The following is a 23,071-nucleotide window of genomic DNA, read 5'->3' as shown; positions in this document are numbered from 1 at the left end:
AAAGATTAGAACAAATGTTTGAAGGGAGAGAGTCAGCATGGCCGACGCGCGTGCGTCCGGCGGCGAACGGCCGCTTTATTCGAATGGCTACAAGGCGACGGTGCTGGGGCTGCTGCTGGCCACCTACACCTTCAACTTCATCGACCGGACGATCATCGCCACCATCGGCCAGGCCATCAAGGTCGACCTGAAACTGACCGACACCCAGCTGGGCTTGCTGGGCGGCCTCTACTTCGCCCTGCTCTACACCCTGCTTGGCATCCCGATCGCCCGCCTGGCCGAACGCTGGAACCGCGTGACCATCATATCGCTGTCGCTGGTGGTCTGGTCGGGCTTCACGGCCCTGTGCGGCGCGGCGACCAGCTTCGCCCAGCTGGCCCTGTTTCGTTTCGGCGTCGGCGTTGGCGAGGCTGGCTGCTCGCCGCCCAGCCACTCGCTGATCAGCGACTACTACGAGCCCAAGAAGCGCGCCTCGGCCCTGTCGATCTACTCGTTCGGCATCCCGCTGGGCACCATGTTCGGCGCTGTCGCCGGCGGCTGGCTGGCCCAGGAGTTCAGCTGGCGCGTGGCGTTCGTCATCGTCGGCCTGCCCGGCGTGATCCTGGCCCTGATCGTCAAGCTGGTCGTCAAGGAACCGCCGCGCGGCCATTCCGAGATCGTCGAGCGCCCGATCGAGCCCGAGAACCTCGTGGTCGAGCCCGCGCCCAAGCCGGCCTTCTCGATGGCGACCGAGTTCAAGGAGTTGTGGGCGGTCTTCAAGATCCTGTTCTTCAAATGGCCGGTCCTGCACATGGTGCTGGGCGTGACCATCGCCTCGTTCGGCTCGTACGGCTCGGGCGCCTTCGTGCCGTCCTACTTCGTGCGGGCCTTCGGCCTGGGCCTGGCGCAGGTGGGCCTGATCACCGGCCTGATCGGCGGCTTCTCGGCGGGCGTCGGCACCCTGGTCGGCGGCTTCCTCAGCGACTGGGCCGGCAAGCGCAGCGTCAAATGGTACGCCTGGGTCCCCGCCATCGGCCTGATCATCTGCACGCCGATCTACATCCTGGCCTACCTGCAGAGCGACTGGCAGGCGACGGCGATGATCCTGCTGATCCCCGGCATCTTCCACTATGTCTACCTGGCCCCGACCTTCGCCGTGGTCCAGAACTCGGTGGAGCCGCGCCGCCGGGCCACCGCCACGGCGTTGCTGTTCTTCTTCCTGAACCTGATCGCCCTGGGCGGCGGGCCGGTCTTCACCGGCTGGCTGATCGACCACCTGGCCCAGTACCACTTCAACACCCCGGACGCGGCCGGCGTGGTCCACAGCCTGCTGGGCTCGTTCGGCCCAGGGAGCGGCGCTGAAGGCGGCCAGAGCTTCGCGGCGACCTGTCCCGGCGGCATCGCGCCCAAGGGCTCGGCGCCCGAACTGGCGGCGCAGTGCCGCTCGACCCTAGCCCTGTCCAGCCAGCAGGGCATCATCATCTCGCTGTGCTTCTACGCCTGGGCCGGCGTGCACTACGCCCTGGCCGCCATCGGCATGGTCAAGCACATGAAGTCGCGCGAAGCGGCGTAAGTAATAAGCCTCTTCCCTTGACTCCCGGGGCGGGCGGGCCGAAACGCCCGCCCATGATCAGCCGCTACGCCCGCCCCGAAGCCGCCGCCATCTGGTCCAGCCAGACCAAGTACAAGATCTGGTTCGAGATCGAGGCCCACGCCGCCGACGCCATGGCCGAGATCGGGACCATCCCGAAGCTCGCCGCCGAGACGATCTGGGAAAAGGGCCGCGACGCGGTCTGGGACAGCGACCGCATCGACGAGATCGAGCGCGTCACCAAGCATGACGTCATCGCCTTCCTGACCCACGTGTCGGAAATCGTCGGCCCCGAGGCCCGCTTCCTGCACCAGGGCATGACCAGCAGCGACGTGCTGGACACCTGCTTCGCCGTGCAGCTGTCGCGCGCTACCGATCTTCTGCTGGAAGACGTCGACCTGGTCCTGAAGGCGCTGAAGCGCCGCGCGCTCGAGCACAAGATGACGGTCTGCGTCGGCCGCAGCCACGGCATCCACGCCGAACCGATCACCTTCGGCCTGAAGCTGGCCGGCTACTACGCCGAGTTCCAGCGCGCCAAGGAGCGCCTGGCCATGGCCAGGTTCGAGATCGCCACCTGCGCGATCTCCGGCGCCGTCGGCACCTTCGCCAATGTCGATCCGCGCGTCGAGCAGCACGTGGCCGACAAGATGGGCCTGGCCGTCGAGCCGGTCTCGACTCAGGTGATCCCGCGCGACCGCCACGCGGCCTATTTCGCCGCCCTGGGCGTCGTGGCCTCGTCGGTCGAGCGCCTGGCCACCGAGATCCGCCACCTGCAGCGCACGGAGGTCCTCGAAGCCGAGGAGCCGTTCGATCCGGGCCAGAAGGGCTCGTCGGCCATGCCGCACAAGCGCAACCCGATCCTGACCGAGAACCTCACGGGCCTGGCCCGCCTGGTCCGTTCGGCTGTGGTCCCGGCCATGGAGAACGTCGCCCTCTGGCACGAGCGTGACATCAGCCACTCGTCGGTCGAGCGCGGCATCGGCCCCGACGCCACCATCCACCTCGACTTCGCTCTGCGCCGCCTGGCCGGCGTCATCGAGCGCTTCAACATCTATCCCGACAACATGGCCAAGAACCTGGACAAGCTGGGCGGCCTCGTCTTCTCGCAGCGCGTCATGCTGGCCCTGACCCAGGAAGGCGTGTCGCGCGAGGACGCCTACGCCGCCGTGCAGGGCAACGCCATGAAGGTCTGGCGCGGCGAAGGTCGCTTCATCGACTTCCTGAAGGCCGACCCGGTCGTCTCCAAGGCCCTGTCGGACAGCGTGCTCGAAGAGCTGTTCGACTACGGCTACCACACCAAGAACGTCGACGTGATCTTCAAGCGCGTCTTCGGCGAGCAAGCCTGAAGATGAGCGAACCGCCGGTTCTCCGCCTCAATCCGGCGCTGGATCCGGCGGTCTTCGCCCGAGCCTATGCGCGCGAGGGCGTGGTGCGTATTCCCGAGGCGTTCGAGCCGGCGGTCGTCGATCGCCTGGCCGGCATTCTCGAACAGACCATCGACTGGGACATTATCTGCTCGAATGAGCGCGGCGGGGCCGAGGTTATCACCCGCGCTCGCCGGGCCGAGCTGGGCGACCCGGTGGTGGCCGGCAAGCTGCAGGCGGCCACGGTCCGCGCCCGCGCCGGCTTCGCCTATGTCTATCTCGGCTATCCGATGATCGACGCCTATGTCGAAGGCCGCGACCCGGGCCATCCGATCCACGCCCTGACCCAGTTTCTGAACAGCCCCGAGTTCATCGCCTTCGGCGCCGCCGTCACCGGCGAGAGCGGGATCACCAAGATCGACGGCCAGGCGACCTGCTATCGTCCTGGCGACTTTCTGACCCAGCACGACGACACCGGCGTCGGCGAGCGCCTGGCCGCCTACACCCTGGGCCTCACCCGCCAGTGGCGCCCCGACTGGGGCGGCCAGCTGTTGTTCCATGATGATAACGGCGACGTCGCGCGCGGCTTCGCGCCGGCGTTCAATGTCCTGACCCTGTTCAAGGTCCCCCGGCAGCATTCGGTGGCCCCCGTCGCGCCCTATGCCGGCGCCCTGCGCCTGACGGTCACTGGCTGGCTGCGCAACGATCCGCCCAATGGCGCCGGCGCCCCCATTGGCGGCTAAGCGCGGCTTCCCACCGGTCGTCGACGCGAACACGCGTGTTCTCGTGCTGGGCAGCCTGCCCGGCGAGGCCTCGCTCGCAGTCAGGCAATACTACGGCAATCCGAGGAACGCCTTCTGGCGGCTGATGGAAGGCGTGATCGGCGCGCCGCTCGCGCCGCTGGCCTACGAGGCGCGGCTGGCGACGCTGCTCGAACACGGGGTCGGCCTGTGGGACGTGATCGCCGAGGCCAAACGCGAGGGCAGTCTGGACGCGGCCATTCGCGACCCGGCGGCCAACGACCTGCAAGCGCTGATCGAGACCTTGCCGGCGCTGCGGTGCGTCGCCTTCAACGGCGGCGCGGCGGCGAAGCTCGGCGCGCGGCTGATCGGCGAGCGGACGCCGACGATCGCCCTGCCTTCGTCCAGCCCCGCCCACGCGGCGCGGAGCTTCGGCGAGAAGGCGGACGTCTGGGCCCGCCTCAAGACTTTTCTCGTCTCATAGTCCCGGTTCGGGCGAGCCGGCGACGACATTACGGGAAATTCATCTGCGCGTCGGCCGCGCTTGGGGCAGCATCCCCGGCTCAGAGGGGTATTGGGATCCTACACATGCGCATCTTCCTGCTGGCCGCCGTTTCCGCGGCTGCGATTTCCGGCGCGGCCTTCGCCGCCGATAAGCCGATGTACGGGACCTGGGGCGTCGACCTCACCGCCCGCGACCTGGCGGTGAAGCCGGGCGACGACTTCAACAAGTTCGCCAATGGCGCCTGGGAAAAGCGCACCGCCATCCCGGCCGACCAGGCCTCGGCCGGTGTCGGCTACGACGTCTACAACCGCTCGCAGGATCAGCTGCGCACCTTGATCGAGACGGCCGACGCCTCGACTCCGATCGGCGCGCTCTACAAGAGCTTCACCGACGAGGCCAAGGTCGAGCAGGTCGACGACGCGCCGCTTAAGGTCGATCTGGCGGCGATCCAGGCGATCTCGTCCAAGGCCGAACTGGCCAAAGCCATGGGCCGCGCCCACGGGGGGTTCGGCCCCGACCTGTTCTCGCTGGACATCTATGCCGACGCCCGGACGCCTGAGATCAACACCCTCTATATCGGCCAGTCGGGCCTCGGTTTGCCCGACCGCGACTACTATCTGACCGACGGCTTCAAGCCTCAACTGGACGCCTACAAGGCCTTCGCCGAACGGGCGCTGGAGATGACCGGTCATGCCGACCCGGCCAAGGCCGCCGCCGACGTGATCGCCTTCGAGACCGCCATCGCCAAGGTCAGCTGGCCGGTCGCCGACCGCCGCGACATCGAGAAGTCCTACAACCCCGTCACCCTGACCGAGCTGCAGGCCTATGCGCCCGAGGTTCCGTGGGCGGACTATCTGGCCGCGGCGGGCATTACTGGCCGTGACCAGGTGGTGCTGGGCGAGAAGACCGCCGTCCGCGACATCGCCAAGCTGTTCGCCGCCACGCCGCTGGAAACCCTGAAGGCCTGGCAGACCGTGCAGGGCGTCCAGGAGATGTCGCCCTATCTCTCCAAGCGCTTCGTCGACAGCCGCTTCGAATATGTGAAGGTGCTGAGCGGTCAGACCAGCCTGCGCCCGCGCTGGAAGCGCGGCGTGCAGCTGGTCGACGGCAGCCTCGGCGAGGTGGTCGGCCAGACCTATGTCGCCAAGTACTTCCCGCCTTCGTCCAAGGCCCAGATGGTCGAGCTGATCGCCAATCTGAAGATCGCCATGGCCGAGCGGATCCAGAAGGCGCCGTGGATGGCTCCGGTCACCAAGCAGGCGGCGCTGAACAAGCTGTCGAAGATGACGGTGATGGTCGGCTATCCCGACAAATGGCGCGACTATTCGGGCCTGAAGCTGGACGCCGGCGACCTCTACGGCAATGTCCGCCGCAGCGGCGCCTTCGAGTGGGCCTACGCCCTGAGCGACCTGGGTAAGCCCGTCGACCACGCCAAGTGGGGCATGACCCCGCAGACGGTGAACGCCTACAATGGCGGTCTGGAGAACAAGATCGTGTTCCCGGCCGGCATCCTGCAGGCTCCCTATTTCGATCCGGCCGCCGACCCGGCCGTGAACTACGGCGCGATCGGCGCGGTGATCGGCCACGAGATCAGCCACGGCTTCGACGACCAGGGCCGCAAGATCGACGAGACCGGCAAGCTGCGCGACTGGTGGACCGCCGAGGACGCCAAGCGCTTCGACAGCCAGGCCGCGGTTCTGGGCGCGCAATATGACGCCTACGAGCCGGTGCCCGGGATGCGCATCAACGGCCAGCTGACCATGGGCGAGAACATCGCCGACTTGGCCGGCCTGCAGGTGGCCTACGACGCCTATCACGCCTCGCTGAAGGGCAAGCCCGCCCCCGTCGTGGCCGGCATGACCGGCGACCAGCGCTTCTTCCTGGCCTTCGCCCAGGCCTGGCGGGACAAGTCGCGCCCCGACTCGCTGAAGCAGCAGATGGCCTCCGACCCGCACGCGCCATCGAACTTCCGGGTCATCGGCCCGACGCGCAATGTCGACCCCTGGTACGCGGCCTTCGGCGTCAAGCCAGGCGACAAGTTCTACCTGCCGCCGGAGAAACGCTCGCGCATCTGGTAGCCGCGGAACTGACCAACCGAAAAGCATGGGCGGGGGCGTCGCATCGGCGCCCCCGCTTCGTGTTTGCGGCTCCGCCTTTCTCGGCGCACCCTCTCCGCGACCTCGGAGAGAACATGACCTTCGTCTCGACCATCGGCGCGACAACATGGCGGTTCGACGGCCTGGCCGATCTGCTGGCCAAGGCTTCTCCGCCGCGCTCGGGCGACGCCCTGGCCGGAATCGCCGCGACCAGCGCCCAGCAGAACGTCGCCGCCAAGCAGGCTCTGGCGGACGTCCCCCTGAAGACCTTTCTGTCCGAGCCCCTGGTTCCCTACGAGATCGACGAGGTCACCCGCCTGATCCTGGATAGCCATGACCCGGCGGCCTTCGCGCCCGTGTCATCCCTGACGGTGGGCGAGTTCCGTGACTGGCTGCTTTCGGAAGCCGCGACACAAGCCGCCCTCGCCCGCCTCGCGTCGGGCTTGATCCCCGAGATGGCCGCCGCGGTCAGCAAGATCATGCGCAACCAGGACCTGATCCTGGCCGCCAGCAAATGCAGGGTCGTCACGAAGTTCCGCAATACGATCGGCCTGCCAGGGACCATGGCGGTGCGGCTGCAGCCCAACCACCCGACCGACGATCCGGCCGGGGTCACCGCCTCGATCCTGGACGGGCTGCTGTACGGGTGCGGCGACGCCGTGATCGGCATCAATCCGGCCAGCGACAACCTGTCGGTGCTGGGCGACCTCCTGCGGCTGATGGACGACCTGATCCAACGTTTCGAGATCCCCACCCAGTCGTGCGTCCTGACCCACGTGACCAGCGCCGTGGACCTGGTCGAGCGCGGCGCGCCGGTGGATCTGGTCTTCCAGTCGATCGCCGGAACCGAAGCGGCCAACGCCAGCTTCGGCGTCACCCTGGCCCTGCTCAGGGAAGGGCTGGACGCCGGCCGCTCGCTCAAGCGCGGCACGGTCGGCGACAACGTCATGTATTTCGAAACCGGCCAGGGCTCGGCCCTGTCGGCGGGGGCGCACCACGGCGTCGACCAGCAGACGCTCGAAGCCAGAGCCTACGGCGTTGCGCGCGCGTTCGAGCCGCTGCTGGTCAATTCCGTCGTTGGCTTCATCGGCCCCGAGTACCTGTATGACGGCAAGCAGATCATCCGCGCCGGGCTTGAGGACCACTTCTGCGGCAAGCTCCTGGGCGCGCCGCTGGGGGTGGACGTCTGCCACACCAACCACGCCGAGGCCGATCAGGACGATATGGACACCCTGCTGACCCTGCTGGCCGCGGCGGGCGTCACCTTCGTCATGGGCGTGCCGGGGGCGGACGACGTGATGCTGAACTACCAGTCCACCTCGTTCCACGACGCGCTCTATGTCCGCGAACTGCTGGGCTTGAAGCGCGCGCCGGAGTTCGACGCCTGGCTGGGGCGGTTGAGGATCACCGGTGACGACGGCCGGCTGGCTCCGGCCCGCGCCGGCCACCCCCTGCTGGCCGGCGCATGAGCCGGCTGGTTCCGCCCGATCCCTGGAGCGCCTTGCGCGCCCGCACCCCGGCCCGCATCGCCATTGGTCGCTCCGGATCCAGCCTGCCGACCCGCGAGGTGTTGGCCTTCTCGCTGGCCCACGCCCAGGCCCGCGACGCGGTCCACACGCCGTTCGCGGCCGAGCAGGTCGCCGCCGGGATCGAGGCGCTGGGCGTCCCCACGCTGCGCGTCGACAGCGCCGCGGCCGACCGCGCGACCTATTTGCGCCGGCCGGACCTGGGCCGCCGCCTTTCCGACGCCAGCCGCATCGCCCTGGCTGCGGCGCGCGGTCCGGCCGACCTGGCGATCGTCGTGGCCGACGGCCTTTCGAGCACGGCCGTCCACGCCCACGCCGCGCCGCTGATCGCCGCCCTGCTGCCCTACGCCAGAACCGAAGGCTGGAGCCTCGCGCCCATCACCGTCGCCAGTCAGGCCCGCGTGGCCCTCGGAGACGAGGTCGGCGAGCTGCTCGGCGCGCGGCTCGTGTTGCTGCTGGTCGGCGAACGGCCGGGCCTGTCCTCGCCCGACAGCCTCGGGGCCTACCTGACCTTCCAGCCGCGCGTCGGGCGCACCGACGCCGAACGCAACTGCGTCTCCAACATCCGCGCCGAGGGGCTTTCCTATGATAGGGCCGCCTTCAAGCTGGCCTGGCTGATGCGCGAGGCCTTGCGCCTGTCGGCCACCGGCGTGTCGCTGAAGGACGAGAGCGACATCGAGGGTCTGCCTGAAGCCATCGCGCAACCGGCGATCGCCCGCGATTTGGACGAACCGCGTTCGCCGTGATGAAATAGTAAACGGCGATCGGGGTCGGGCGACCGACAGATCCTCCAGGACTCGTCCGCAGACGGACGCGGGGCGCACCCTCGACGTCCAAGATCATGGAGGGACGGATCATGAGCGAACCAGGACCGGGCGGCGGCGTCAGCTACGAGACCGTCGACGACGGCTATTTCGAAAAGCGCGGCCTCAAGCGCTACGCGGGCGTGTTCTCGCTGTGGGCGCTGGGCGTCGGCGCCGTGATCTCGGGCCAGTTCTCCGGCTGGAACCTGGGGATGGGCGTCGGCGGCTGGGGCGGCATGCTTGTCGCCACCCTGATCATCACCGTCATGTATCTGGGCCTGACCTTCTCGATCGCCGAGATGGCGGCGGCCCAGCCCCATACCGGCGGCGCCTATTCGTTCGCGCGCTCGGCCATGGGCCCCTGGGGCGGCTTCATCACCGGCCTGTGCGAGAACGTGGAATATGTGCTGACCGCGGCCGTGGTCTGCTTCTTCATCGGCAGCTATCTGGGCGGGATCTTCGAGACGCCGGCCTGGGTCCAACCGCTCTACTGGATCGGGGCCTATGTCGTGTTCGTCGGCCTCAACGCAGGCGGGGTGGCGATGTCGTTCCGCTTCACGGTGTTCATCACCCTGCTGGCCCTGGCCTGTCTCGTCGTGTTCTGGGTCAGCGCCTTCCCGCACGCCGACTTCGGCAGGTACGCCCTGAACGTCGGCCCCGGCGGGACCGAGCTGAAGGACGGCCACGGCCCCTTCCTGCCGGCCGGGATCGGCGGCGCCCTGGCCCAGCTGCCGTTCGCGGTCTGGCTGTTCCTGGCCATCGAGCAACTGCCGCTGGCCGCCGAGGAATCGCACACGCCGCAGCGCGACCTGCCCAAGGGGATTATCCTGGGCATGCTGACCCTGATCGTCTCGGCCCTGCTGGTGCTGTGGCTGAACAGCGCGATCCCCGCCGGGACTTTCGCTCTCTCCAAGTCGGGCGAACCGATCCTGGACGGCTTCCGGGCGATCTACGGCGGCTCGCTGGCCAAGCTCCTCTCGGCGATCGCGGTGGCGGGCCTGGTGGCCAGCTTTCACGCGATCATCTTCGCCTATGGCCGGCAGATCTATTCGCTGTCGCGGGCTGGCTATTTCCCGCGCGCCCTGTCGGTGACCCATGGCGTGCGCAAGACCCCGGACGTGGCCCTGATCACCGGCTCGCTGGCCGGCCTGGCGGTGATGCTGGTCGTCTGGTTCGCCCTCGGCGCGGAGAAGGGCGCGGCGGTGATCGGCGGAACCCTGCTGAACATGGCCGTCTTCGGGGCCATGCTGTCCTATGTCGCTCAGGGCGCGTCCTACATCCTGCTGCGCCGGAAGCTCCCGAACCTGGAACGGCCCTACAAGAGCGTGTTCGGCGTGGCCGGGGCCGGCGTGACGGTCATCATCTCGCTGGTCACGATTTTCTACCAGCTCAAGGACCCGGTCTATCGGACCGGTGTCATCGGGGTGGCGATCTGGTTCGCGGTGGGAATCGCCTACTTCGCCGCCGTCGGCCGCAAGAAGCTGGTGCTGTCGCCCGAGGAGGCCTTCGCCATCAACGGCGGCAAGGCGGCCTACGAGAGCCACTGACCATGAAAAAGGCCGCCCCTAGGGGCGGCCTCGTTCAAATCATCAAGGCTTGAGGCCTATTCGCCGGCCTTGATCTGCTCGCGCGCGACGGCCAGCAGTTCGTCCATCTTCATGCGGACCTCGCCCTCGGAGGCGGCGACGCCCGAGCCCTTGAGGTCCTCGAAGACCTTCCGCAGCACGTCCTCGTCGCCCGGCTGTTCGAAGTCGGACTTCACCACGGCGCGCGCGTATTCCTCGACGGTGGCCAGGCCCATGAGACCAGCCGCCCATTCGCCCAGCAGGCGGTTACGGCGCGCGGCCGCCTTGAACTCGATTTCCTGGTCGTGCGCGAACTTGCGTTCGAAACCCTGTTCGCGTTCGTCGAAGGTGGTCATGAAGGCCCCAAAGTCGCCGAGACCCCGTCGCGGCCAAATAAAAGTATCTGGCGCGATAGGCTCTAATTCCAAACGTTTAGAGCATGATGGTCGCCGAAACCGGCGTCCACTTTCGACTATCACGCTCTTACGCCGGCTGCATATCCTGCGACGGTCTCCGCCGCAATCGGCGGATAAGCCGCAGATGACGTTTCCAATCATAACCTAGCCCAAAACACCGGCCGAAAGTTGTCCTTCGTTTGCGCGGCAGCGCTGATTCAGGTAGGTTCCGCGCGACATTTTCCAGTGAGCGGCCTTGAGTCGAACGCCGCGCGCAGCTATCCGCCGCGCGCGCTTTTCGTTTCTCCGGAAGATTCCGGACTTGAGGAGCGGCGCGCGCTTACAGAAGGGCCTCGACGAGAGCCATGACGACCCGTCGCAAGAAGATCTACGAAGGCAAGGCCAAGATCCTCTACGAGGGCCCCGAGCCCGGCACCCTGATCCAGTACTTCAAGGACGACGCGACGGCCTTCAACGCCCAGAAGAAGGCCATCCTGGAAGGCAAGGGCGTCATCAACAATCGGATCAGCGAGTACATCATGACTCGCCTGAACTCGATCGGCGTCCAGAACCACTTCATCCGCCGCCTGAACCTGCGCGAGCAACTGATCAAGGAAGTCGAGATCGTCCCGCTCGAGGTCGTGGTGCGCAACATCGCCGCCGGCTCGATCGCCACGCGCCTGGGCCTGACCGAGGGTCAGCCCCTGCCCCGCTCGATCATCGAATTCTACTACAAGGACGACAAGCTGGGCGACCCGATGGTCTCCGAGGAGCACATCACCGCGTTCAACTGGGCCGCGACCCAGGAGATCGACGACATGATGGCCACCGCTCTGCGGGTGAACGACTACCTGTCGGGCCTGTTCAGCGCGGTCGGCATCACGCTGGTGGACTTCAAGATCGAGTTCGGCCGCATCTACGAGGGCGACTTCTCGCGGATCATCCTGGCCGACGAGATCAGCCCCGACAGCTGCCGCCTGTGGGACACCGTCACCAACGAGAAGCTGGACAAGGACCGCTTCCGTCGCGACCTGGGCAATGTCATCGAGAGCTATACCGAGGTGGCCCGCCGCCTGGGGATCATGAAGGAAATGCCAACCGTCATCCAAGGCGGCGTGCACTAACCCTTCATCTGGAAGCAGCGCGGCCCGGAGCGCCGCGCGGGGAGAATCTGTCAGTGAAAGCCACCGTCCACGTGTTCCTGAAGCCCGGCGTGCTCGACGTTCAGGGCAAGGCCGTCGAGAACGCCCTGCATGGCCTGGGCTGGCCGTCGGTGAAGGACGCCCGCGTCGGTCGCGTCATCGAGTTCGACCTCGACGCCGCGGACGCCGATGCCGCCAAGGCCGAGGTCAAGACCATGTGCGAAAAGCTGTTGGCCAACATGGTCATCGAAAGCTACCGGATCGACATCGCCTAGAGCCCTTTCGCTTTAGATGGAGTCATCTAAAGCGAAAGGGCTCTAAATGTCTGATTCTAGAGCGCGATCTAGGCGCTGAAGCTGGCCTTCAGGGCCGCCAGGCTGGTCTCCCGGATGGGCTCCAGGTCCATGCCGGGATCGACCAATAACTGGGTCGAGAGCCCCAGCAGCAAAGACCCCACCATCAACGCGACCGCGTCGGCGTTCAGCCCGGCGCGGATCACGCCCTCGCGCTGCCCCCGCAGGACCAACGCCTCCAGGCGGGTCTCGACGTCCCTGTGCGCGGCCGCGAACGGCGCGCGCAGGTCCGAGACGTCGGACACCGCCCCGGCCATCAGCGTGAAATAGGCCCGCATCTCGCCGTCGCGCGTCAGGTTGCGCAGGAAGACGTCGACGAAGCCCAGCACGGCCTCCAGGCCGTCAAGGGTGTCCAGCTGGCGGGCGTCCAGCAGCGCCTCGACCCGCGCCCCCAGCCGCGCGATCAGCGCCTCGATCAGCCCCTGTTTCGAGCCGAACCTCTGGGTGACCAGCCCCCGGCTGTAGCCGGCGCGCTGGCCGATGCTCTCGAAGGTGGCCGCCGCCACGCCGCGCTCGGCGATCAGCTCGGCCGCCGCCCGAAGGAGCTCGCTCTCGGACTGCTGGCGGCGATCGAGCTGGGTTCGGCGCGCGGCTGGCGCCTTAAGGGTCGCGGTCATCTTGCGGAACATAGTTATTTGTTGGACAACAAGCAAATAAGAAGGACGGCCCCTAGGCCGCCGGGAGGAGCGAGGAAGCCGCCATGACGATCTCGACCGACATCGCGAACACCATTGTCGATCCCAAGGCCTATGCCGACGGCAGCCGGATCGACGAGGCTTTCGCCCATCTTCGCCGCGATGCGCCGTTGGAAGTGGCCCAGCCCGACGGCTTCGACCCGTTCTGGGTGGTGACCCGCCACGCCGACATTCTCGAGGTCGAGCGTCAGAACGAGCTGTTCCACAACGGCGACCGCGCCACGGTGGTGACCACCATCGAGGCCGACAAGAAGGTCCGCGAGATGATGGGCGGCTCGCCCCACCTTGTCCGGTCGCTGGTCCAGATGGACAACCCCGACCACTTCGCCTACCGCAAGGTCACCCAGGGTTCGCTGCTGCCGCAGAACCTGCGGGCGCTGGAAGCGCGGATCCGCGAGATCGCCCGCGGCTTCGTCGACCGCATGGCCGAGCACGGCGACCGCTGCGACTTCGCCCGCGACGTGGCCTTCCTCTATCCCCTGCACGTGATCATGGAGGTGCTGGGCGTCCCGGAAAGCGACGAGCCCCGGATGCTGAAGCTGACCCAGGAGCTGTTCGGCAACGCCGACCCCGACCTGAACCGGTCCGGCAAGTCGGTCACCGACGTCAACGAGGGCATCGACAGCCTGCAATCCGTGGTCATGGACTTCATGATGTACTTCAACGCCATCACCGAGGACCGTCGCGCCAAGCCGCGTGAGGACCTGGCCAGCATCATCGCCAACGGCAAGATCAACGGCGAGCCGATGGGACATCTGGAGGCGATGAGCTACTACATCATCGCCGCCACGGCCGGGCACGACACCACCTCCTCGACCACCGCCGGCGCCTTGTGGGCCCTGGCCGAGAACCCCGACCAGTTCGCCAAGGTCAAGGCCGATCCGTCGCTAATCCCCGGCCTGATCGAGGAGTCGATCCGCTGGGTCACGCCAGTGAAGCACTTCATGCGGACCGCCATCGCCGACGCCGAGCTGGCGGGCCGCAAGATCGTCAAGGGCGACTGGATGATGCTGTCCTACCCGTCCGGCAACCGCGACGAGGCGGTGTTCGAGGACCCGTTCAAGTTCCGGGTCGATCGCACGCCCAACAAGCACGTGGCCTTCGGCTACGGCGCCCATATCTGCCTGGGCCAGCATCTGGCGCGGATGGAGATGCGGGTGCTGTGGGAAGAGCTGTTCGCTCGCCTCGACAGTGTCGAACTGGACGGCCAGCCCACCCGCATGGTCGCCAACTTCGTCTGCGGTCCGAAGTCGGTGCCGATCCGCTTCAAGATGCACTGAGGGCGGGACGATGAGCGCGGAACCCTTCAAGGTCTGGCAGTGCCGCACCTGCGGCTACATCTACGACGAGGAACAGGGCGATCCGGACGAGGGCTTGGCGCCAGGAACCCGCTGGGCCGACATCCCCGATGGCTGGATCTGTCCGATGTGCGGCACGCCCAAGTCCGACTTCGACATGATCGAGCTGTAGGAAATCTCCACCGCCCCTCTTCCGCCTGAAGCTTCGCGGCACAATGTTCGGCGGTCGGGCGGACGAAAGGGAGACGGCGATGAGCGCGAAGTTCCATCTGGCGCAGGTCAATGTCGGACGCTTGAGAGCCCCGATCGATCACCCGATGATCAAGGACTTCGCCGACAATCTCGACCGCATCAACGCCCTGGCCGAATCCTCGCCGGGTTTCGTCTGGCGCCTGAAGGGCGACGGCAACAACGCCACGGATCTGGCGATCGATGACGATCCGCTGTTCATCCCCAATCTGTCTGTCTGGGAAGATATCCCGTCCCTCGGCGCCTTCGTCTACCGAAGCGGCCACATCGAAATCATGCGCCGCCGCCGCGAGTGGTTCGAGTCTATGGATCTCTACATGGCCCTCTGGTGGGTCCCCGCCGACCACACGCCGACGGTCGAAGAGGCCTTGGAGAAGCTCGCCCTGCTCGAGGCCCACGGCCCGACGCCGGCCGCCTTCACCTTCAAGTCGCCCTTCCCGCCGCCTACGGGCGAGATGGTCGAGCCCGAGCTCGACGAGTGCGCATGACTTTCCCGCCGCGCGGGACTGACATCCCGGCCGAACGGTGCTACAGGCCCGCGCCATGAAAGCCGCCGTCGTCGTATTCCCCGGTTCGAACTGTGACCGCGACTGCAAGGTCGCCATCGAGCGCTCCGCCGGCGCCCGCGTCGAGATGGTCTGGCACCAGGAGACGGCGCTGCCGGACGACCTGGACCTGATCGTCCTGCCCGGCGGCTTCTCGTACGGCGACTACCTGCGCTGCGGCGCCATGGCGGCCCAGAGCCCGGTCATGAAGGAAGTGGTCGCCGCCGCCGACAAGGGCGTGGCGGTCGTCGGCATCTGCAACGGCTTCCAGGTCCTGACCGAGGTCGGCCTGCTGCCCGGCGCTCTGCTGCGCAACGCCGGCCTGAAGTACGTCTGCAAGGCCGTCGACCTCGATATCGTCAACGGCCAGACCCGCTTCACCGCCGGTTACGGCGAGCAGCGCGAGGCGGTCATGACCGTCGGCAACGGCGAGGGCAACTACTTCGCCGACGAGGAAACCCTCGACCGGATCGAGGGCGAGGGCCAGGTGGTGTTCCGCTACAAGCAGAACCCGAACGGCTCGGCCCGCGACATCGCCGGCATCGTCAACAAGGGCGGCAACGTGCTTGGCCTGATGCCCCATCCGGACCGCGCATTCGATCCGGACCTGGGCTCGGAAGACGGCGCGGTGCTGTTCCGCAGCATCTTCCAGAGCGCCTGAGCTCGCCTTCCGCCCGCGAAGCAAAAAGTGGGCTGAAGACCGCTGTTACAGTGTAGCAGCCCCAAAGTCCCAGGCCTAAGGTGCCCGCCTCTTCAGGAGGGCCAACTATGAGTCTCGTCTCCACCCTGCGCGCCGGCCTGCTGGCCGCCGTGGCCATCGCCGCGTTCGGCGCGACCGCCCACGCCCAGACGCCGCCGCTCGCGCCGGACATCGCCGGCAAGTACGTCGCCGCCAAGATCAACTACGACTACGAAAAGCGCGTCGTGATGGTCCCGATGCGAGACGGGACCAAGCTCTACACCGTCATCGTGATCCCCAAGGGCGGCAAGAACCTGCCTATCCTGCTAACCCGCACGCCCTACAACGCCGCCAAGCGCGCCGCACGGAACGACAGCTCGAAGATGGTCGCGGCCCTGGCTCAAGGCGACGAGGTTTTCGTGGCCGACGGCGGCTATATCCGCGTGTTCCAGGACATTCGCGGCAAGTACGGCTCGGAAGGCGACTACGTGATGACGCGCCCCCTGAAGGGCCCGCTGAATTCGTCCGAGGTCGACCACTCCACCGACGCCTACGACACCATCGACTGGCTGGTGAAGAACGTGCCGGAGACCAACGGCAATGTCGGCATGTTGGGGTCCTCGTACGAGGGCTTCACCGTCGTCATGGCGCTGGTCAATCCGCACCCGGCGCTAAAGGCCGCCGCGCCGATGAGCCCGATGGTCGATGGCTGGATGGGCGACGACTGGTTCCACCACGGCGCCTTCCGCCAGCCGAACTTCGACTACTTCACCGGCCAGACAACCGTGCGCGGCGCCGGCGAGGGCGTGCAGCGCCAGGGCTATGACGACTATTCCAACTTCCTGAACGAGGGTTCGGCTGGCGACTACGCAAAGAACCATGGCCTGGACGCCCTGCCCTTCTGGAAGAAGATCAGCGAGCACCCGGCCTATGACAGCTTCTGGAGCGAGCAGGCCCTCGACAAGACCATGGAGAAGACGCCGCTGAAGGTGCCGACCATGTGGATCCAGGGCCTTTGGGACCAGGAGGACATGTGGGGCGCGGTGCACTCTTACCCGGCGCTGGAGTCCAAGGATAAGAACAACGACATGAACTACCTGGTGCTGGGCCCATGGCGGCACAGCCAGGTGAACTACGACGCCTTCAACCTGGGCCCGTTCAAGTGGGATGGCGACACCGCCCTGCAGTTCCGCCGCGACGTGCTGAAGCCCTTCTTCGACCAGCACCTAAAGGGCGCCGCCAAGGCCGACACCCCGCCGGTGCTGATCTACGATCCCGGCCAGAACAAGTGGAACCGCTACGCATCGTGGCCGCAAGGAAAGACCAAGAACCTCTATCTGGAAGCCAAGGGCGGCCTGGGCTTCGAGGCCCCGGCGGCGGCCAAGGGCGCGGGGGCCTATGACGAGTACGTCTCCGATCCCGCCAAGCCCGTGCCTTACATCCCGCGCCCGATGCAGTTCGGCGACCGCAGCCGCTGGACTCAGTGGCTGGTCACCGATCAGCGCGGCGTCGACGGCCGCCCGGACGTCCTGACCTACACCTCCGAACCGCTGAAGGAGCCGTTGAAGATCGCCGGCGTGCCCAAGGTCAACCTGGTCGCCTCGACCAGCGGGACGGACAGCGACTGGGTGGTCAAGCTGATCGACGTCTATCCGGACGAGGTTCCCAGCCAGCCGGAACTGGGCGGCTACCAGCTGGCCGTGGGCATGGACATCTTCCGCGGCCGTTATCGCGAGAGCTTCAGCGATCCCAAGGCCATCAAGCCGAACACCCCGCTGAAGTACCAGTTCATCCTGCCGACGGCGAACTATACCTTCCAGCCGGGCCACCGGATCATGGTGCAGGTCCAGTCCAGCTGGTTCCCGCTCTACGACCGCAACCCGCAGACCTTCGTGCCGAACATCTTCTTCGCCAAGCCGGCCGACTATGTGAAGGCCACCCAGAGGGTGTTCCACAGCGGCGCTGACGCCAGCTTCATCGAACTGCCAGTGGTGGACGCCAAGTAGCGGTCCCGCTGGTTGCCAACCCCAGCCGGACGCGCCAACGTCCGGCTGGGAAGGGGACCATCATGACCATCGGAAAGACACTGGGCGCCGCGAGCCTCGCGGCGTTGCTGATGACGAGCGCTGTTCACGCGCAGAAGGCGCCCAAGCCGAGCGCCTATAACGAGACGCCCGCCAAGCTGATCGAGTCGACCGAGGGTTTCGACTTCGAACGCAGGGACGTGATGATCCCGATGCGCGACGGCGTGAAGCTGCACACCGTCATCCTGGTCCCCAAGGGCGCCAAGCGCGCGCCGATCCTGCTGACCCGCACGCCCTACAACGCCACGGAGCTGACCAGCCACGCCGCCAGCGGCACGCTGTCCGCCGTCCTGCAAGGCTACGACAACGCCGCCGACGTCATCGTCGAGGGCGGCTATATCCGCGTCGTCCAGGATGTGCGCGGCAAGTATGGCTCGGAAGGCGACTACGTGATGAACCGGCCCCTGCAGGGGCCGCTGAACCCGACCAAGGTCGACCACGCCACCGACACCTACGACACCATCGACTGGCTGGTGAAGAACATCGCCGAGACCAACGGCAAGGTCGGGATCCTGGGCATCTCGTACGACGGCTTCCTGCCGCTGATGGCGCTGGTCAATCCGCACCCGGCCCTGAAGGTCTCCGTGCCAATGAACCCGATGGTCGACGGCTGGATGGGCGACGACTGGTTCCACCACGGCGCCTTCCGCCAGCAGAACCTGCCCTACATCTGGGAACAGCAGGCCACGCGCGACAACAGCGCCAAGTGGTGGTCCAACACCCACGACGACTACGACCTCTATCTGCGCGCCGGGTCGGCGGGCGAGTTGGCGCGCCAGCGCGGCCTCGACCAGCTCGGCTTCTGGCGCAAGATCATCGAGCACCCTGCCTACGACGCCTTCTGGCAGGAGCAGGCCATGGACAAGGTCCTGGCCAAGCAGCCGCTGAAGGTTCCGGTCATGCTGGTCCACGGCCTGTGGGATCAGGAGGACATCTATGGCGCCCCGGCGGTCTACAAGGCGCTGAAGCCGCTCGACACGGCGGGCGACAAGGTCTTCCTGGCCATGGGTCCCTGGTTCCATGGCCAGCAGATCGAGGACGGCTCGACCCTGGGCGCGATCAAGTGGGATGCCGACACCGCCAAGCAGTTCCGCCATGAGATCCTGGCCCCGTTCCTGGCGCGTTACCTGAAGGACGACGCGCCGGGCGCCGATATCGCCACCGTCAACGCCTTCGAAACCGGGACCAACACCTGGCGCAAGCTGGCCTCGTGGCCGCTCTCCTGCGAGACCTGCGCGGCCAAGCCCAAGGCGCTGTACCTGCAGGCTGGCGGCAAGCTGTCGTTCTCACCGCCCGCCGTAGGCGGGACAGCCTACGACGAATATGTCTCCGACCCCGCCAAGCCCGTGCCGAACCGCGCGCGGCCCGGCCAGCCGGTCGGATACGATCCGCCGTTCACCTGGACCCAATGGCTGGTCGACGACCAGCGCGAGAGCTCGGGCCGCACGGACGTCCTGACCTTCACCACCGATGTACTGACAGCTCCCGTGCAGATCTCCGGCGAGCCTCTGGTCAATCTGATCGCCTCGACCAGCGGCACGGACAGCGACTGGGTGGTGAAGCTGATCGACGTGTATCCGGACATTGTCCCGGCCCAGCCGGACATGGGCGGCTACCAGCTAGCGGTATCGATGGACATCTTCCGCGGTCGATATCGCGAAAGCTACAGCGATCCCAAGGCCATCACGCCGGACAAGCCCCTGCCCTATCGTTTCGGCCTGCCGATCACCAACCATGTGTTCAAGCCCGGTCATCGGATCATGGTGCAGGTCCAGTCCAGTTGGTTCCCGCTTTACGATCGCAACCCGCAGACCTTCGTGCCGAACATCTTCTTCGCCAAGCCGGCCGACTATGTGAAGGCGACGCAGCGGGTGTTCCACAGCGGCGCGGACGCCAGCTTCATCGAACTGCCGGTGGTGGACGTGAAATAAGACAGAGAAAGGCCGGCGGGGTCGCCGCCGGCCTTCCTTCTACGGAGAGGATCAATCAGGTCAGCGGTCGCCGCGCCTGACGTTCTCATCCTGCGGGTTGGCCTGACCGCCGGGGTTGCGGCCCTGCTCGTCCTGCCTGACGCCGTCTTCCCTCGCCCCGTCTTGCCTGGGCTGGCCCTGCTGCTGTTGCTGGCCGGGCGTTCGGCGTTGCTGGTCGTTCTGCTGCTGCGGCGGATTGCGGTTGTTGTCAGCCATCGGGCTTACTCCTTCTACACAGCGCGCTCGTGACGCACGGAGATAGAACGAGCTCGGACTCGCGACGTTCCTACGGTCGAGTCGCCTTAATTCAGGCTAAGCTTCGGAATCTAAACAGCTTTGCCAGAAATCTCCGTCGCGCTGCCTTGATTGCCGGCGACCGAAACGTTCTTCCCGCCGGTCGCGCCCTTCAAGGCAAAGCTTTCGCCTCCAGCGTGAGATTCAAGGTTAATCCGCACTTGCCGGGGGAGAGGACTGGAACCCTCGTTTCGCATCGCCCAACGTCGCCCCAACACTGAATGGGGAGGCGTCGGCGGAGCCTTCCGAAGACGCGCAGAGTCAAACACCATGGCCGACCCCGAAGTTCGGTTCCCCGAGACCTATGTCAGCGGCGTCCCCGTCTGGGCCAAGCGCCGCAAGCGTTCCAACGTGCACCCCCTGCTGAACCTGACCCTGATCCTGCTGGCCCTGTTTGGCGCCGTGGTCATCGGCGTGTCGCTGCGCATGGGTTCGGTCGAGAAGGGCGGCGTGGTGATCGATCATTGGCTCGGCGAGGGCGGCGCCCTGACGGAGCGGCTGATCAGGTCGATGTAGCCGCGGCGGTCGGCCGGCAAGAAACGCGACAGGCTGTGGCGGAATCTGAACGAGCGGGTTAGAAGGCGCGCCCATGAGCACGCCCCAAAAGCCCATGGCCGAATTGGCCGCCGAGTTCGGCCTGAAACCCGCCGAATATGACGTTGTCCTCAAGCGCCTGGGGCGAGAGCCCAACCTGGTCGAGCTGGGCGTCTTCTCGGTGATGTGGTCCGAGCACTGCTCGTACAAGTCCTCGAAGAACCAGCTGAAGAAGTTCCCGATCGACGGTCCCCGCGTGATCTGCGGTCCGGGCGAGAACGCCGGCGTCATCGATATCGGCGATGGCGACGCGATCATCTTCAAGATGGAGAGCCACAACCACCCGTCCTACATCGAGCCCTATCAGGGCGCGGCGACGGGCGTGGGCGGCATCATGCGCGACGTCTTCACGATGGGCGCGCGACCGATCGCTCTGCTGAACGCCCTGCGCTTCGGCGATCCGGAGCACCCAAAGACCAAGCGCCTCGTCGACGGCGTGGTCGCGGGCATCGCCGGCTACGGCAACTGCGTGGGCGTGCCCACTGTCGCGGGCGAGACCAACTTCCACAAAGGCTACAACGGCAACATCCTGGTCAACGCGATGTGCGTGGGCTTGGCCAAGGCCGACAGCATCTTCTACTCGGCCGCGCCGGGCCCTGGCTTGGCGGTCGTCTATTTCGGCTCCAAGACCGGCCGCGACGGCATTCACGGCGCGACCATGTCCTCCACCGAGTTCACCGAGGATTCCGAGGAAAAGCGCCCCACCGTCCAGGTCGGCGACCCCTTCGCCGAGAAGCTGCTGATCGAGGCCACCCTGGAACTGATGGCCACCGGCGCGGTCGCCGCCATCCAGGACATGGGCGCCGCGGGCCTGACTTCCTCGTCGGTCGAGATGGCGGGCAAGGGCGGCGTCGGCATCGAGCTGAACATGGACATGGTCCCGCAGCGCGAGACCGGCATGTCGGCCTACGAGATGATGCTGTCAGAAAGCCAGGAGCGCATGCTGGCGGTCCTGAAGCCCGGTCGTGAGCAGGATGGCCACGCCATCTTCGAGAAGTGGGGCCTGGACGCCGCCGTCATCGGCCACACCACCGACACGGGCCGCCTCGTGCTCAAGCATCATGGCGAGACGGTCTGCGACGTGCCGCTGGCCCCGCTGTTCGACGACGCGCCGCTGTATGATCGTCCGTGGGTGCAGCCCAAGCTGGATGCCCGCCTCGACCCGGCGACCATTCCGGCTCCGACCGACTGGAACGAAGCGGTCCTGAAGATCGTCGGCTGCCCCGACATGGCCTCCAAGCGCTGGCTTTGGGAGCAGTACGACCGCCACGTGATGGCCGACACCCTGGAAGACAGCGCTACAGGCTGCGACGCCGGCATCGTGCGTATCCACGGCACGGGCAAGGCCATCGCCGTCACCAGCGACTGCACCCCGCGCTACGTCCAGGCCGATCCCTACGAGGGCGGCAAACAGGCCGTGGCCGAGGCCTGGCGCAACCTGACGGCCGCCGGCGCCCTGCCGATCGCCATCACCGACAACCTCAACTTCGGCAGCCCCGAAAAGCCCGAGACCATGGGCCAGATCGTCCGCGCCACCGACGGCATGGCCGAGGCCTGCCGCGCGCTGGACTTCCCGGTCGTGAGCGGGAATGTCAGCCTCTACAACGAGACCAACGGCGTCGCCATTCCGCCGACCCCGACCGTTGGCGCTGTGGGCCTGCTGGAAGACTACGACCTGCGCACCGATTTCTCCGGCGTCGCCGAGGGGGATGCGCTGGTGCTGATCGGCGAGACCCGCGGCGAACTGGGCGCCTCGATCTATCTGCGCGAGATCCTGGGCCGCGAGGACGGCGCCCCGCCGCCGGTCGACCTGGCGCTGGAGCGCAAGAATGGCGACTTCGTGCGCGGCCTGATCAGCTCGGGCCTCGTTGCGGGCGTCCACGACCTGTCGGACGGCGGCCTGCTGATCGCCGCGGCCGACATCGCCCTGGCCAGCAAGGTCGGCGTCACCCTGAACGCCACCAGCACGACCAATGCGCACCCGTACCTCTTGGGCGAGGACCAGGCCCGCTACCTGATCGCCACGCCGGACCCGGACGCGGTGCTGGAAGCGGCCAAGGAAGCTGGCGTCCACGCCCATGTCGCCGGCGTCGCCGGTGGGAACGACTTCGCGTCGACGGACCTTTTCAGCGTCTCGCTCGATGCCCTGCGCACGGCCCACGAATCCTGGCTGCCGGGCTACATGAACGCCCCCAAGGCCTAGCCGAAGGCTCCAGAACCATGCGTATTCTCGCCCTGACCGCCGCCATCGCCGCCCTGACGCTGAGCGCCTGCGCGGCCCCCAGCGCTCAACAGGCCGCCGAACCGGCCGCTCCGTCCGCCCAGACCCTGGCCGCCCAGTGCTCGGCCAGGGGCGGTGCGATCCAGCCGGCCGGCAAGGCCCAGATCCCGACCTGCGTCGTGCCCTATGCCGACGCTGGCAAGGCCTGCACCGACAAGAGCCAGTGCGAGGGCGCATGCATCCTCGAGGGCAACCTGGAACCCGCGAGCGACGTCACCGGCCAGTGCCAGAAGACCAATCGCCAGTTCGGCTGCTACGCCAAGGTCGTGAACGGCAAGTCGACCGGGGCGATCTGCGTCGACTGAACGTCTCCGCTGCCCCGC

General features: G+C 66.9%; 21 protein-coding genes and 1 pseudogene. 19 read left to right on the top strand and 3 right to left on the bottom strand.

Annotated elements, in window-relative coordinates; all coding sequences use genetic code 11:
* Positions 1-37: 37 nt before the first annotated feature.
* From EIK80_RS07435 to EIK80_RS07400, 8 genes are all read left to right on the top strand, one after another.
* Complete coding sequence (locus tag EIK80_RS07435; RefSeq protein ID WP_125156322.1) at positions 38-1,552, top strand: MFS transporter; 1,515 nt, start codon at positions 38-40, stop codon at positions 1,550-1,552.
* Positions 1,553-1,605: 53 nt separating this feature from the next.
* The gene (gene purB, locus EIK80_RS07430; RefSeq protein ID WP_125156321.1) at positions 1,606-2,916 is read left to right on the top strand and encodes an adenylosuccinate lyase; all 1,311 of its coding nucleotides are present in this window, start codon (positions 1,606-1,608) and stop codon (positions 2,914-2,916) included.
* Between the two features lie 2 nt (positions 2,917-2,918).
* Positions 2,919-3,677 carry a 2OG-Fe(II) oxygenase family protein gene (locus tag EIK80_RS07425; RefSeq protein WP_125156320.1) on the top strand — a complete coding sequence of 253 codons (759 nt, stop codon included), beginning with the start codon at positions 2,919-2,921 and terminating at the stop codon, positions 3,675-3,677.
* Entirely contained in the window at positions 3,649-4,158 is a 510-nt protein-coding gene (locus EIK80_RS07420) for a DNA-deoxyinosine glycosylase (protein ID WP_125156319.1), read from the top strand. Before EIK80_RS07425 ends, EIK80_RS07420 begins: the two co-directional genes overlap by 29 nt.
* A gap of 104 nt (positions 4,159-4,262) precedes the next feature.
* On the top strand, positions 4,263-6,257 hold the full coding sequence (locus EIK80_RS07415; RefSeq protein ID WP_125156318.1) for a M13 family metallopeptidase: 1,995 nt from the start codon (positions 4,263-4,265) through the stop codon (positions 6,255-6,257).
* A gap of 113 nt (positions 6,258-6,370) precedes the next feature.
* A complete protein-coding gene (locus tag EIK80_RS07410; protein ID WP_125156317.1) occupies positions 6,371-7,744 on the top strand; it encodes an ethanolamine ammonia-lyase subunit EutB in 1,374 nt (457 codons plus the stop codon).
* Positions 7,741-8,547, top strand: a complete 807-nt coding sequence (eutC, locus tag EIK80_RS07405; RefSeq protein WP_125156316.1) for an ethanolamine ammonia-lyase subunit EutC — start codon at positions 7,741-7,743, stop codon at positions 8,545-8,547. The genes EIK80_RS07410 and eutC overlap by 4 nt, the downstream gene beginning before the upstream one ends.
* Positions 8,548-8,657: 110 nt before the next feature.
* Positions 8,658-10,151: an amino acid permease gene (locus tag EIK80_RS07400; protein WP_125156315.1), complete on the top strand. Its 1,494-nt coding sequence runs from the start codon at positions 8,658-8,660 to the stop codon at positions 10,149-10,151.
* A 56-nt stretch (positions 10,152-10,207) separates the two neighbouring features.
* On the opposite strand, the gene EIK80_RS07395 is transcribed toward EIK80_RS07400, so the two are convergent.
* Positions 10,208-10,525, bottom strand: coding sequence for a DUF1476 domain-containing protein (locus EIK80_RS07395; protein WP_125156314.1), 318 nt, complete (start codon positions 10,523-10,525; stop codon positions 10,208-10,210).
* A gap of 404 nt (positions 10,526-10,929) precedes the next feature.
* Between EIK80_RS07395 and purC the strand changes: the two genes are divergently transcribed.
* Both purC and purS read left to right on the top strand, forming a co-directional pair.
* A complete protein-coding gene (gene purC / locus EIK80_RS07390) occupies positions 10,930-11,688 on the top strand; it encodes a phosphoribosylaminoimidazolesuccinocarboxamide synthase (protein WP_125156313.1) in 759 nt (252 codons plus the stop codon).
* A gap of 53 nt (positions 11,689-11,741) precedes the next feature.
* The gene (purS, locus tag EIK80_RS07385; RefSeq protein WP_125156312.1) at positions 11,742-11,981 is read left to right on the top strand and encodes a phosphoribosylformylglycinamidine synthase subunit PurS; all 240 of its coding nucleotides are present in this window, start codon (positions 11,742-11,744) and stop codon (positions 11,979-11,981) included.
* A gap of 68 nt (positions 11,982-12,049) precedes the next feature.
* Here purS and EIK80_RS07380 read toward each other — a convergent pair whose 3' ends face one another.
* On the bottom strand, positions 12,050-12,676 hold the full coding sequence (locus EIK80_RS07380; RefSeq protein WP_125156311.1) for a TetR/AcrR family transcriptional regulator: 627 nt from the start codon (positions 12,674-12,676) through the stop codon (positions 12,050-12,052).
* Between the two features lie 83 nt (positions 12,677-12,759).
* On the opposite strand from EIK80_RS07380, the gene EIK80_RS07375 reads away from it, so the two are divergent.
* The 6 genes from EIK80_RS07375 to EIK80_RS07350 all read left to right on the top strand — a co-directional run bounded on the left by EIK80_RS07375 (position 12,760) and on the right by EIK80_RS07350 (position 19,540).
* On the top strand, positions 12,760-14,034 hold the full coding sequence (locus tag EIK80_RS07375; RefSeq protein WP_125156310.1) for a cytochrome P450: 1,275 nt from the start codon (positions 12,760-12,762) through the stop codon (positions 14,032-14,034).
* A 10-nt stretch (positions 14,035-14,044) separates the two neighbouring features.
* Positions 14,045-14,224, top strand: a complete 180-nt coding sequence (locus EIK80_RS07370; RefSeq protein ID WP_125156309.1) for a rubredoxin — start codon at positions 14,045-14,047, stop codon at positions 14,222-14,224.
* Positions 14,225-14,303: 79 nt separating this feature from the next.
* A complete protein-coding gene (locus EIK80_RS07365; protein ID WP_125156308.1) occupies positions 14,304-14,789 on the top strand; it encodes a DUF3291 domain-containing protein in 486 nt (161 codons plus the stop codon).
* 55 nt (positions 14,790-14,844) lie between these two features.
* The gene (gene purQ, locus EIK80_RS07360; RefSeq protein WP_125156307.1) at positions 14,845-15,507 is read left to right on the top strand and encodes a phosphoribosylformylglycinamidine synthase subunit PurQ; all 663 of its coding nucleotides are present in this window, start codon (positions 14,845-14,847) and stop codon (positions 15,505-15,507) included.
* A 107-nt stretch (positions 15,508-15,614) separates the two neighbouring features.
* Complete coding sequence (locus EIK80_RS07355) at positions 15,615-17,531, top strand: CocE/NonD family hydrolase (protein WP_125156306.1); 1,917 nt, start codon at positions 15,615-15,617, stop codon at positions 17,529-17,531.
* Positions 17,532-17,593: 62 nt separating this feature from the next.
* On the top strand, positions 17,594-19,540 hold the full coding sequence (locus EIK80_RS07350) for a CocE/NonD family hydrolase (RefSeq protein WP_125156305.1): 1,947 nt from the start codon (positions 17,594-17,596) through the stop codon (positions 19,538-19,540).
* Positions 19,541-19,600: 60 nt separating this feature from the next.
* Here EIK80_RS07350 and EIK80_RS07345 read toward each other — a convergent pair whose 3' ends face one another.
* Positions 19,601-19,795, bottom strand: coding sequence for a hypothetical protein (locus EIK80_RS07345; protein WP_125156304.1), 195 nt, complete (start codon positions 19,793-19,795; stop codon positions 19,601-19,603).
* A gap of 348 nt (positions 19,796-20,143) precedes the next feature.
* On the opposite strand from EIK80_RS07345, the pseudogene EIK80_RS07340 reads away from it, so the two are divergent.
* The 3 genes and pseudogenes from EIK80_RS07340 to EIK80_RS07330 all read left to right on the top strand — a co-directional run.
* Positions 20,144-20,344 (top strand): annotated as a pseudogene (locus EIK80_RS07340) (hypothetical protein); the annotation flags it as partial.
* Positions 20,345-20,462: 118 nt separating this feature from the next.
* The gene (gene purL / locus EIK80_RS07335) at positions 20,463-22,670 is read left to right on the top strand and encodes a phosphoribosylformylglycinamidine synthase subunit PurL (RefSeq protein ID WP_125156303.1); all 2,208 of its coding nucleotides are present in this window, start codon (positions 20,463-20,465) and stop codon (positions 22,668-22,670) included.
* A 17-nt stretch (positions 22,671-22,687) separates the two neighbouring features.
* Positions 22,688-23,053 (top strand): hypothetical protein, encoded by a 366-nt coding sequence (locus tag EIK80_RS07330; protein WP_125156302.1) that lies wholly within the window; start codon positions 22,688-22,690, stop codon positions 23,051-23,053.
* Positions 23,054-23,071: the final 18 nt, after the last annotated feature.

Source organism: Caulobacter sp. 602-1, from assembly GCF_003931565.1.
Lineage (GTDB): Bacteria > Pseudomonadota > Alphaproteobacteria > Caulobacterales > Caulobacteraceae > Caulobacter.
This window is presented reverse-complemented; position numbering and strand designations above follow the sequence as displayed.